11 protein-coding genes are annotated in these 11,010 nt (G+C 61.0%); 3 read left to right on the top strand and 8 right to left on the bottom strand.

Going from position 1 to position 11,010, the window contains the following annotated elements:
* Positions 1-125 precede the first annotated feature (125 nt).
* Positions 126-680: a DUF535 family protein gene (locus ACQZ40_RS23190; RefSeq protein ID WP_448748738.1), complete on the top strand. Its 555-nt coding sequence runs from the start codon at positions 126-128 to the stop codon at positions 678-680.
* Positions 681-709: 29 nt separating this feature from the next.
* Here the strand turns inward: ACQZ40_RS23190 and ACQZ40_RS23185 are convergent, their stop codons facing one another.
* Complete coding sequence (locus tag ACQZ40_RS23185; RefSeq protein WP_174037204.1) at positions 710-2,230, bottom strand: MFS transporter; 1,521 nt, start codon at positions 2,228-2,230, stop codon at positions 710-712.
* Positions 2,231-2,360: 130 nt separating this feature from the next.
* Here ACQZ40_RS23185 and ACQZ40_RS23180 point away from each other — a divergent pair, with 130 nt between their 5' ends.
* Positions 2,361-3,215, top strand: a complete 855-nt coding sequence (locus ACQZ40_RS23180) for a LysR family transcriptional regulator (protein WP_003522061.1) — start codon at positions 2,361-2,363, stop codon at positions 3,213-3,215.
* A gap of 20 nt (positions 3,216-3,235) precedes the next feature.
* Here ACQZ40_RS23180 and ACQZ40_RS23175 read toward each other — a convergent pair whose 3' ends face one another.
* The gene (locus ACQZ40_RS23175) at positions 3,236-3,799 is read right to left on the bottom strand and encodes an exonuclease (RefSeq protein WP_448748737.1); all 564 of its coding nucleotides are present in this window, start codon (positions 3,797-3,799) and stop codon (positions 3,236-3,238) included.
* A gap of 27 nt (positions 3,800-3,826) precedes the next feature.
* Between ACQZ40_RS23175 and ACQZ40_RS23170 the strand changes: the two genes are divergently transcribed.
* Positions 3,827-4,609, top strand: a complete 783-nt coding sequence (locus ACQZ40_RS23170) for a pyrroline-5-carboxylate reductase (protein WP_448748736.1) — start codon at positions 3,827-3,829, stop codon at positions 4,607-4,609.
* 54 nt (positions 4,610-4,663) lie between these two features.
* Here the strand turns inward: ACQZ40_RS23170 and ACQZ40_RS23165 are convergent, their stop codons facing one another.
* From ACQZ40_RS23165 to ACQZ40_RS23140, 6 genes are all read right to left on the bottom strand, one after another.
* Positions 4,664-6,262 carry an MFS transporter gene (locus ACQZ40_RS23165; RefSeq protein ID WP_448748735.1) on the bottom strand — a complete coding sequence of 533 codons (1,599 nt, stop codon included), beginning with the start codon at positions 6,260-6,262 and terminating at the stop codon, positions 4,664-4,666.
* Entirely contained in the window at positions 6,259-6,699 is a 441-nt protein-coding gene (locus ACQZ40_RS23160) for a DoxX family protein (RefSeq protein ID WP_448748734.1), read from the bottom strand. The genes ACQZ40_RS23165 and ACQZ40_RS23160 overlap by 4 nt, the downstream gene beginning before the upstream one ends.
* A gap of 196 nt (positions 6,700-6,895) precedes the next feature.
* Entirely contained in the window at positions 6,896-8,878 is a 1,983-nt protein-coding gene (locus tag ACQZ40_RS23155; RefSeq protein WP_448748733.1) for an amidohydrolase family protein, read from the bottom strand.
* Positions 8,878-9,168, bottom strand: a complete 291-nt coding sequence (locus ACQZ40_RS23150; RefSeq protein WP_065657451.1) for a XapX domain-containing protein — start codon at positions 9,166-9,168, stop codon at positions 8,878-8,880. The genes ACQZ40_RS23155 and ACQZ40_RS23150 overlap by 1 nt, the downstream gene beginning before the upstream one ends.
* 71 nt (positions 9,169-9,239) lie before the next feature.
* On the bottom strand, positions 9,240-9,932 hold the full coding sequence (locus tag ACQZ40_RS23145; RefSeq protein ID WP_078053714.1) for a hydrolase: 693 nt from the start codon (positions 9,930-9,932) through the stop codon (positions 9,240-9,242).
* A gap of 143 nt (positions 9,933-10,075) precedes the next feature.
* Complete coding sequence (locus ACQZ40_RS23140) at positions 10,076-11,008, bottom strand: VOC family protein (RefSeq protein WP_080857624.1); 933 nt, start codon at positions 11,006-11,008, stop codon at positions 10,076-10,078.
* Positions 11,009-11,010 lie beyond the last annotated feature (2 nt).

The raw sequence follows: 11,010 nt of genomic DNA, 5'->3' as shown, positions 1-11,010 counted from the left end.
GCGACGCACCGATCGGCTTCTAAACCCGCCACCAGACAAACCCACAAACCAAAACCAGATGGCCTTCCAATGGCCGCAAATTTAAACCGGACAGTAGTGGGCTGTGGGCGGGAAAAACCATTGATATGGGCACGGTTCGCGGCCGGAATGATGAATATCGATGCATACTGGCGCTCGCGGATTGCTGCGGCGGCCGGCACGAGGGTGCTTTTTCCGTCAGACTCATTCGCAGCCATGACAACACCATTCTCTGGACAGCAACATTCACTTTCGTTGAAGGACGCGAGACACAGAACCACACGATTGTCGTTGGCGGCATGCAGGGTCCGCGCGCCGCGAAAGAGCAAATGGTGTCGATGACGCGCGACCTCTCGGGGCTTCGTCCGAAGGAGGCTGCACTCATGGTTCTGCAAGGCCTCGCCGCCGAGGGTGCACATGACTATTTCGCTGTCGCCCATTCCAGGCACCCCATCCGTTACCGGCGCGCCCGGCGGCAAAAAATGATGGTTTCGGACATCGATGCTTTCTGGCGGGAACGCTCTGGCGAGCCGGATGAAATATTCGGTTTCAAAGTACCCTTCTCCAGCCTTGAGGGTGGAGATAAACGCAGCCATATGAAGCTCACTTTTTTCAACCTCGGCAAACGTCTCGCCGAGGCCAGAATAAACGAAAGCGCCTGAGGCTCGTCCCAGGTTGCCTGGACGTCGCGCTAGTCATGAGCAGGTTTTCGCGCCAGACCGAAGATCATGAAACTGATGGCGGCAAGGAACCAGACGCTTATGCCGGCATAAAGCATGACCAGACCAAAACCGTCCGCAAGCGCCTGATGGACGAGCTCTTGCGAAACACCCTGCGCAGAAGTGCCGGCGGTGCCCGCCGCGATCTTTTCCGCAAGCGACTGCAACGCCTCGATATCCGCAGCGGATGGCAGGTTTGCCCGAAGCGAAGCCCGGACGCCCTCGACCAGAATGAAACCCATGATCGGGATATTGATGGCGAGCGAGATCATGCGCGCACTCATGTCGATGCCCGAGGCCATGCCGGAACGGGCGGGGGAAACCGCTCCCGTGGTGGTGTTGGTAACAGGCGTATTGGTCAGCCCGAGCCCGATACCGGCGAGGATGCAGCCGGGCAGCATGGTGAGCCAGCTCGCATTTTCGATGCCGCTTCCCAATTTCATCAGCATGAAACCGAGGCCGATGGTGAACAGCCCGGCCGGAATGACGAGGCGCGGCTGGTAGCGCAGCGACAGGCGCTCCGCCAGCGGCGGCACCACCAGCGCCGGCAGCGTATAGGCAAGCAGGCCGAGGCCGGCGGTGACGCTGTCATAACCGAGGCCCGCCTGAAACCAGATCGGCAGATAGATCATGAACGGCCAGAAGCTGATATTCATCGCCGCAGAACCGATGATCGCCCCGGAAAAAGGCCGAATGCGGAACACGGAGAAGTCGAACATCGGTCTTGAACTAAGCTTTTCAGCAATCACGAAGGCAATGAAGCTCGCAGCCGCGACACCGAGGATCAGAAGCGCCGCCGGGCTCACAAAACCGAGCGCGGGCCCCTGAGTGATGAAAAAGGCAAGGCAAAAAACGGCGACCGAAAGGGTGACCATGCCGGCAAGATCGAGACGCGCCGCCTCCGGATCACGCGATTCTCCGACGCCGCCCGTGGCAAGCAGCCATGTTCCCGCGCCAAGCACGACGTGAACGAGGAACACCCATTCCCAGCTCCACAGCGCAACGATGGCGCCGCCGATGATCGGGCCGAAGCCCAGCCCCACGCCCGAGACGATGCCCCACCAGCCGAACGCCATCCCGCGTTCGCGGGCCGTGCGGAACTGATGCGACAGGATGGCGATCTGGCACACCAGCATCGCCCCGCCGCTCAGCCCCTGAAGGAAACGGGCGCCGATCAGCACCGAGACGTTTTCCGTCATTCCGCAGGCCAGAGAGGAAAGCGCGAAAGCGACGATGCTGGCGATAAAGACACGTTTGCGGCCGAAGCGATCTGCCAGCGCGCCCGTCGCCATCAGCACCATCGTCACGCCGATGGTGTAGGCGTTCATGATCCACTGAAGCTGGCGGAAATCCGCATGCAGCACCTGTTCGAGTGTTGGCAGGATCGCCGGAACGCTGGAGATTTCCAGTCCGAACATCAGGGCGGAGAGACAAACGGCAGCAAGCGCCATGGCGCTTCTGCTGCTTGCGGGTGCTGCAACGGCAAGGGTCATTCTTCAGCCTTTCATGGGTCGGCCCGCACTTGCGAAAACCGATCAGTGGAGGAGGCACGCTAGACAAAGCTTGACCATAACTGAATTGGATGATTGGCTATTTCAGAGACAACAAATTGGAATAATCGATATGAGCACGCTGGATGTGGAGGCCGTCGAGGCCTTCGTTACCATCGCCGATATGCAGAGCTTCACCCGCGCTGCCGAAGCGCTCGGCACCACACAGGGCGCCATCAGCGTCAAGCTCAAGCGGCTGGAAGACAGGCTCGGCCAGCGGCTGCTCGAACGCACGCCGCGCTCAGTGCGGCTTTCAGCGCAGGGTGCGGTGTTTCTGGCGCCCGCCCGCGAGTTTCTCGCCGCGCATGACCGGGCGCTGGCGGGTCTTTCCTCCCCGCGCCGCCGTTTCGGCCTTGGCATTGCCGCCCATGTGGCGGGACCGGAGGTTCCGACCCTTCTTGCACGCCTCAACGACCATGACCCCGGGCTTACGATTGAAGTGCGCATGGATCATTCCCGATCCCTGCTGGACGCATTCGACCGTGGGGAGATCGATGCGGCAATCATCCGGCGCGAGGATGATCGGCGGGACGGCGAGGTGCTCGGGCCGGAACATTTCGGCTGGTATGCAACCCCGCAATTCGAACACCGTCAGGGTGAACCGCTGCGGCTGGCGGCGCTCTCGCCCGCCTGTGGCGTGCGTGACATCGCCACCCGCGCCCTGGACGCGGCTGCGATTGCGTGGACGGAGGTGTTTCTTGGCGGCACATCGTCGATGGTGACCGCCGCCGTCTCGGCCGGGCTCGCGGTTTCCGCCTTCTCTTCCCGCCTTGCACCGCCCGGCACGGTGGAGGTCAGTCAGCGTTTTGGCCTGCCGCCCCTGCCCTCCACGGAAATCATCATGTTTTCCACCCTCACGGACAGCAGATCCCGGGAAGCCTTACGCACGCTTGCCGCCGCCTTTCGCGAACATCGGCCGGGATCGTGACGCAATCCGTCTGACACCGGCTAAACACCGAACACCTCCGGCGTCAGTTTTCCGCCCTTCAGCAGATGTTGCAGCGTATAGGAAACCGAAAGCGCATCATCGAGCGCATCGTGCCCCTGCAATGGCGGATGCTCGACGCCGTAATAATCGGCCAGCCTGTTGCTCGGCGTTTTTGCCAGATCCTCCAACGGCATTCCCACTGCAAGCAGAAGTTTGACGGCATTGTCGAAACGGTTGGCAGGGATGGGCGGCTGCATGCCGGCGACATAACAGCTGATCGCCACCATATTCAGCTCGTCCTTACCCCATGACCAGCACTGGGCACCTTCCGAGAAACTGTCGAAGCTTAAAAGGGCCTCCTGCAATGGAACGCCTTCCGCATCGATGATCTCCCCCGTGATCCCCGTCAGCCGGGTGAAGAACGGATCGATCGCATATCTTTCGCCATGACGGTCGACCGGACATATATAGGCCTTATAGGTCCCCAGAAGCGGAAAAAGCCGGCATTCGACGGGTCCCGCCTCAGCCTCGACCGCAAATTTCCCCCTCTGCTTGTCGACAATTCCGGACGGAAAAATTAGCATCGCGCGAAACGCCGCAGCGGAGCAATCATGTCACTTCCTCAGAAAATCGGTTTTATCGGAACGGGAGCCATCACCGATGCAATGGTCAGGGGCCTGCTCGCCAGGCCTGCCGCCGTGCCGCATGTCATGGTGTCCCAGCGCAGTGCCGATATCTCGGCGAGACTTGCCGCCGATTTCCCGCAGGTGATCGTCTCCGGCGACAATCAGGCAATCGTCGATGGCTGCGATACCGTCATGCTGGCTATCCGGCCGCAGATCGCTGAAGAAGTCATCCGGCCCCTGCGGTTCCGGGACGGGCAGAAGATCGTCAGCGTCGTTGCCGCAACCGGCCGTGAGGCGCTTCTGGAGTGGATCGGCGCGGATGTGCGTCTCAGCCAGGCGATCCCGCTGCCCTTCGTTGCCCGGCGCAAGGGCGTCACCGCCATTTATCCTGCCGATATGGATACAGCTGCTATCTTCAACGTGCTCGGCAATGCGGTGGAATGCGAGACCAAGGCGGAATACGATCTTTTGGCCGCCGCCAGCGCTCTGATGGCCACCTATTTCGGCATCATGCAAACCACGACGGAATGGCTTGCCGAGAACGGTCTGCCGGAAGAAAAGGCGCGCGCCTATCTCGCGCCCCTCTTTGCCGGCCTGTCCGAGGTGGCCATGCTTGCCGGCAGCAGAACGGATTTCATCGATCTCAGCCGTGAATTCGCCACCAAGGGCGGCCTCAACGAGCAGGTTCTGCTGGATTTCGACAACAAGGGCGGCTCAGGGGCGCTGAAAGATGCACTGAGCCGCGTGTTGGCGCGGATCACGCAATAATCGGACGATCACATGGCAACAACGAAAAAGGGGCCTTTTCGGCCCCTTTCCGTTTTACGCCTTCCCCGGACGGTTGATTGTGAGGAAGTGCCGCACCACCGGCTTTTCCAGCCCGGAATGATAAGCCAGCACCTTGCCCTGCAAATCCGCATCTGCATGGGAAACCCGCTTGTGTTGACGCAGATGCTCGGCCCAGGATTCCACCATGAACCATTCGACGATCTTCTGCGGATCGGCGGAGTCCTCCGTCACACCCCAGCCATAGGCGCCATCGCGGCGACGTTCCTGGGAAAGCTCGTCCAGTGCATGCAGGAAAGCGGAGCGGTGATGCTTTTCGACATTATATTCGATGAGGATGAGAACAGGGCCGCGATCATGGGCCACCGGCTCGGCCACGAGCGGTTCGGGCCAATGGTTGGACGGCACCATATCCGCATCGCCCGCAGGCAGTTTCAGGCGGTGCATGACGAGGCCCGCAACCAGCAATCCCGCAGCGCCGATCAGCAACGCACCCGGCACACCTGTGGCTTCACCAACAGCACCCCAGCCAAGGCTGCCGGCCGTCATCGCGCCGTTGAAGACAGTGAGATAGACAGCAAGGCCACGGCCACGCACCCAGTTTGGCAGAACTGCCTGGGCTGCCCCGTTCAGCGTCGTCAGAGCGGTGATCCATGCGCCGCCGAGGCACAGCAGGACGATGATGGCAAGCCACTTCGGCGGTGCGAGCGAAAGCGCGGCCATGACCAGTGCGGTAATGACGGCAGCACCGAGAAGCAGGGCATCGGCATCGAAACGTTCGCGCAGCTTCGGCATGACCAACGCACCGCCGATGGCGCCTGCCCCGACCGCGCCGAGCAGGATACCGTAGAAGCTTGCATCTCCGCCGAGCAATTGCCGGGCGACCAGAGGCAACAGCGCCCAGACGGCACTGGCGAATGCAAAGAAGATCGCAGCCCGCAGCAGGACGACATGCAGCGGCCGGCTGGCGCGGGTATAACGAAGGCCCGCCCGGAATGCGCCGAAGAAACCTTCGGCCAGTGCATCATTGGCGTTCTTTGCCCGCGGCCACCATAGAAGCGCGGCGATGACCACGAAATAGCTTGCGACATCGGCGCCATAGGTGAAGGCCGCCCCGAAGGCCGCAAGAAGGATGCCGCCGGCGGCGGGACCGATGGAACGGGCGATGTTGATGCCCAGCGAGTTCAGCGCCACGGCGCTTTTGATATCCTCACGCTTCACCAGTTCCGGCACAATGGCCTGCCAGGTCGGCCCCATCAGCGCAGCGCCGATGCCGCCGAGGAAAGTAAGCCCGATCAGCGCGCTGACGGACAAAAGGCCGGTATGGGAAAGAACCATGAGGGTGACGCTGACCGAGGCCAGCAGAAGCTGCACCGCGATCAGGAATTTGCGGCGGTCGAGAATATCGGTCAGCACGCCGGCCGGGATCGCCAGAAGAAAGATCGGCAGGGTTCCGGCCGCCTGAACCATGGCGACGGCCGCTGGCGAGGCCGAAAGATCGGTCATCAGCCATGAACTGGCGACATCGCGCATGAAGCTGCCGGTATTGCCGAGCACCGTCGCCGCCCAGAGGACCGCGAAAACCGGTTGTGCAAGGGGAGCAAAGCTGCTCGCTGAGGTTTTTGCGGCACTCATTTGCCTGTTCCTTTCGTGAGATCGATTGCAGCGACGATGATGAAGGCACCGGCAAGGCCAAGATGTTCGAAGAAGGCGTTGGTGGCCATCATGCGGTCCATGCCGGGCGCCATTTCCCAGAAGCGGAGAGCGATGAAGGTGGCGAGAAGCGTGAAGCCTGCAAGCGCCAGCGCACCGGCCCAGCGCAGGAAGCCCGACACCACCAGTGCGGAGGCGGTGAGCTCGAACAGGATGACGACGACAGCGAATGCGACCGCCGGCTGAAGGCCAAAATGGTTCATCTCCGCAATCGCGCCGGGAAAGTCGAAGATCTTGGTCAGCGGCCCCTGAATATAGGCCGAGCAGAGCGCCAGAAGCGCTAGGGTTTTTGTGGCGGGTGCGGCAACGATATCCGCGAGAAGCCCGCGAAGGCGAAAGGTTGAAGACGGCTCGGTCATTTGTTGCTCCTGCGATCTGGCCGGTCGGTTCGAGCGGCGCTGCGTTCATCTGATGGAGCGATATTGGCGCAAAGGATTACCGCCAACAATTGCATCAATAGTTTCGATATAATTGCGTAATTTGCAACATTATCCCATTCACGCTCGGCCGGGCAGCAGCTATCCGCTGCCCGGTGGATATTTGTGCTGGCCGGGCTCAGACTGCCCAGCAGGAGCAGCCCAGCGCTCCGAAAAAGCCCTTCAGATCGGCGATCGGCAATTTCGACGTCCATGCGCCGGCGTGGTCGTGGCCGTGAACGCCGCAATCATTGGCGCAGCCGCAGGAGGAGATCGCAGCCCGTCTGAGTGAATTCTTTCTAGCGCCCTGCGGCTCACCCCAGGCGGCATAACCGCCGAAGGTGCGCACAGGCGACCAGTCGGGCATCGCCGGCGGAATATTGCTTTCGTCCAGCGTTCTGAAGTCACCGGCGCCATAAACGATCTTGCCGCCCACCATCGTCAGTTCCGAGGTAAGGAAGGAGATTTCATCCTCCGCGCAGGAGAAATAATCCTTGTCCGGCACCACGAGATCGGCGAACTGGCCTTTTTCGATGCGGCCCTTCTTGCCCTCCTCGTTCGAGAACCAGGTGACTTTTTCGGTCCACATGCGCAGAGCCGTCTCGCGATCGAGGCAATTGGCGCGCGGATAAAGCTGCATGCCACCGACCGTCTTGCCCGTCACCATCCAGAACAGCGACACCCAGGGATTATAGGAGGCGACACGCGTTGCATCCGTACCGGCCGAAACATTCACGCCCTTTTCCAGCATTCTCGCAATCGGCGGTGTGGCTTCCGCCACGCCCTGACCATAACGCTCGACGAAATATTCGCCCTGATAGGCCATGCGGTGCTGGGTGGCGATACCGCCGCCAAGGGCTGCGATACGGTCGATGGAGCGGTCGGAGATGGTTTCGGCATGGTCGAAGAACCAGTTCAACCCTTCGAGCGGGATATCCCGGTTGACCTTTTCGAAGACATCCAGCGCCCGCGAAATCGTCTCGTCATAGGTGGCATGCAGACGCCAGGGCCAGCGGTTTTCCGCCAGAATCCGGACAACGTCTTCAAGCTCGCCTTCCATCTCCGGTGGCATATCGGGCCGCGGCTGACGGAAATCCTCGAAATCGGCAGCGGAAAAGACCAGCATTTCGCCCGCACCATTGTGCCGGAAATAGTCGTTGCCCTGCTTGTATTTGACCGATTGCGTCCAGTTGAGGAAATCCTCCTTCTCCTGTTTCGGCTTCTGCGTGAAGAGGTTGTAGGCCAGCCGAACCGTCATCTGGTTCTCATCCGACAGCTTCTGGATCACCTCGTAATCGTCAGGATAATTCTGGAAGCCGCCGCCGGCATCGATCACGCCCGTCACGCCCAGCCGGTTCAGCTCACGCATGAAGTGGCGGGTGGAATTGACCTGATAGTCGAGCGGCAGCTTCGGCCCCTTGGCAAGCGTCGAATAGAGGATGCCGGCATTCGGCTTGGCGAGCAGCAGGCCGGTCGGATTGCCGTTGGCGTCGCGGGTGATCTCGCCGCCGGGCGGGTTCGGCGTATCCCTAGTGTAACCGACGGCGCGAAGTGCCGCACCGTTCAGCAGCGCCCGGTCGTAAAGATGCAGCAGGAAGACCGGCGTATCCGGCGCCACCGCATTGATCTCCTCGATGGTCGGCAGGCGCTTTTCAACGAATTGATGCTCGGTGAAACCGCCCACGACCCGCACCCATTGCGGGGCCGGCGTGATCGCCACCTGCCGCTTCAGCATGTCCATGGCATCGGCAAGCGAGCGCACGCCGTCCCAGCGCAGTTCCATGTTGAAGTTCAGGCCACCGCGCACGACGTGGGTGTGGTTGTCGATCAGGCCGGGCAGAACCCGCTTGCCCTTCAGGTCGACGATCTTCGTATCCGACCCGGCAAGGGCCATGACCTCGGCATCGCTTCCGACTTCCAGGAACAGGCCATCCTTGATGGCGACTGCCGTTGCATTGGGATTGCCGCGATCAAGCGTCGTGACGCGGCCGTTGTGAAGGATCGTATCTGGATGCATGGAAGAACCTCCGGTCTTGATGGGATCAGCGGCCTTAGCCGGTGAAAACAGATTCGGAAAGGCAAGGCTCGAGGCCGCGCCAAGAAAGGTGCGTCGTGTCGGCATCAGCTTCTCTCCCGGTTGATCGGCTGTTTAACTTCGGCGAGACCCGTGGTTTCAGCGCCACCCTTCGGCATATGGCCGAACATGTGCGGCTTGATCTGGTTGATCCACGAAACGACGGCCGGTTCCTTGCCGGCAATCGTCTTTGCGAAAGGGATTATCTGCTCTCCGACCAATATGCCGAGCAGACCGACGAGAGCGATCACGGGCGGTGCGGGAGAGCGCACATTGAGCAGGCTGTAAACGATACCGACCAGCAGGCCGGCGCCAAGGGACAGAAGATAGACTTTCATGGGAACCTCCTGATGGGTGAAAGCCGCACCGGGCTGGATGACGATCCTGCCGGCGCGGCGTGGTTGAAAGCTTATTTCTTGGCCGGGTTGGGGCCGATGCGCTTGCCGTGCTTGACGCGTTCTTCACCGCCATGGACATGGGTGACGGCATAATCGATGCCCATGCCGTAGGCGCCGGAATGTTCCTTCACCAGCGAGGTGACGGCGTCATAGGTTTCCTTGCGCGCCCAGTCGCGCTGCCATTCGAGCAGCACCTGCTGCCAGGTGACGGGAATGATGCCGGCCTGCACCATGCGGTCCATGGCATATTTATGCGCATCGAGAGAGGTGCCGCCGGAGGCGTCCGCCACCATGTAGATCTCGTAATCTGCGACATCGTGGAGTGCGGAGAGCGCAAAGGTGGTGTTGCACACTTCCGTCCACAGGCCGGAGACGACGATCTTCTTGCGGCCACCGGCGGCGTTCTTCGCCAGCGCATCGCGGACATTCTGGTCATCCCAGGAATTCATCGAAGTGCGTTCGAGAATGTCGTTTTCAGGGAAGACCGCAAGCAGTTCCGGAAAGGTGTTGCCGGAGAAGCTTTCCGTTTCGACCGTGGTGATGGTCGTCGGAATGTTGAAAATCTTTGCCGCCTTGGCGAGGCCGACGACATTGTTCTTCAGGGTCTGCCGGTCGATGGACTGCACACCGAAAGCCATCTGCGGCTGCTGGTCGATGAAGATGAGCTGGCTGTTGGCGGGGGTAAGGACTTCGAGCTTGGACATTTTCAGTTCTCCGTTTAGGTGGTGGTTGCCGATCTGCGGCGGTGGAAATTGAGAAGGCTTCGCCGGCCGGCTGCCCGGCAGGGGCAGCCGTCTTGAAAAGCGAGGGTCTGTCTTGGTCAGTGGGTGCGGATCAGAGACCCGCTTTATGCCGCAAGCGGAGCGAGGTTCGCCTCGATCTGGTTGCGGAAAGGCTCGTAGCGGCTCGGCAGCTTGAGCGCTTCGCCCAGATGCGCGGTATCCTCGTCACGGTCGAAACCGGGCTCATTGGTGGCGACCTCGAACAGGATGCCGCCCGGCGTGCGGAAATAGATCGCCCAGAAATAATCGCGGTCGATGACCGGCGTGACCTGATAGCCCGTATCCATCAGCGCCTTGCGCACTTCCAGCTGCTTCTCGCGGTTTTCGACTGCGAAGGCGATATGGTGGACCGAGCCCGCTCCCGAACGGGCAAAGGGTGTCTTGGGCAGGGCCACAAGATCGATCGTATCTGCCCCGTTGCCGCCGGGAATGACGAAACGCGTCACATTGCCTTCAACGTCAGTCCGCTCATAACCCATGAAACGCAGCAGTTCTTCGGTTGCGGCAGTGTCATGCAAATTGAACCGTGCGCCGGTGAAACCGCGTATGGCGTTGTCTTCGGAAATTCCCTCGGCCAGCCAGGCAGCACGGGCGTCGTCGCCTGTTTCGATCAGAGCAAGACCATCGCCATCGGGGCCGGTGAAGCGCAGGCGATTAGCGCCGAAGACCGTGTCGGCCTGAACGCCGGCAGCGCCTTTGGCAAGGAGACGCTCTTTCCAGAAACCCAGCGAACCCTTCGGGATGGAAAACTGCGTCTCGCCCACTTCGCCGACGCCGGGACGGCCGGCCATCATGTTGGCGAAGGGAAAATAGGTCATGACCGTGCCGGGCGTTCCCTTTTCGTCGCCGTAATAAAGGTGATAGACGCTGGGTTCGTCGAAGTTGACGGTTTTCTTCACCCGGCGCAGGCCGAGCGTATCGGTGAAGAAACTGTTGTTCTGCCGCGCGTCCGACGCCATGGAGGTGACGTGGTGCAGGCCCTTGATATCCTTGATCATCG

The organism is Agrobacterium sp. 16-172Ci (assembly GCF_053522725.1).
Note: the sequence above shows the minus strand (reverse complement) of the source record. Positions and strands in the feature narration are given on the sequence as shown.

Excerpts from the sequence above, each read along its gene's own strand:
- ACQZ40_RS23190 (WP_448748738.1), top strand. The coding sequence starts at position 126 with ATGGGCACGGTTCGCGGCCGGAATGATGAATATCGATGCATACTGGCG.
- ACQZ40_RS23185 (WP_174037204.1), bottom strand. The coding sequence starts at position 2,230 with ATGACCCTTGCCGTTGCAGCACCCGCAAGCAGCAGAAGCGCCATGGCG.
- ACQZ40_RS23180 (WP_003522061.1), top strand. The coding sequence starts at position 2,361 with ATGAGCACGCTGGATGTGGAGGCCGTCGAGGCCTTCGTTACCATCGCC.
- ACQZ40_RS23175 (WP_448748737.1), bottom strand. The coding sequence starts at position 3,799 with ATGCTAATTTTTCCGTCCGGAATTGTCGACAAGCAGAGGGGGAAATTT.
- ACQZ40_RS23170 (WP_448748736.1), top strand. The coding sequence starts at position 3,827 with ATGTCACTTCCTCAGAAAATCGGTTTTATCGGAACGGGAGCCATCACC.
- ACQZ40_RS23165 (WP_448748735.1), bottom strand. The coding sequence starts at position 6,262 with ATGAGTGCCGCAAAAACCTCAGCGAGCAGCTTTGCTCCCCTTGCACAA.
- ACQZ40_RS23160 (WP_448748734.1), bottom strand. The coding sequence starts at position 6,699 with ATGACCGAGCCGTCTTCAACCTTTCGCCTTCGCGGGCTTCTCGCGGAT.
- ACQZ40_RS23155 (WP_448748733.1), bottom strand. The coding sequence starts at position 8,878 with ATGCCGACACGACGCACCTTTCTTGGCGCGGCCTCGAGCCTTGCCTTT.
- ACQZ40_RS23150 (WP_065657451.1), bottom strand. The coding sequence starts at position 9,168 with ATGAAAGTCTATCTTCTGTCCCTTGGCGCCGGCCTGCTGGTCGGTATC.
- ACQZ40_RS23145 (WP_078053714.1), bottom strand. The coding sequence starts at position 9,932 with ATGTCCAAGCTCGAAGTCCTTACCCCCGCCAACAGCCAGCTCATCTTC.
- ACQZ40_RS23140 (WP_080857624.1), bottom strand. The coding sequence starts at position 11,008 with ATGATCAAGGATATCAAGGGCCTGCACCACGTCACCTCCATGGCGTCG.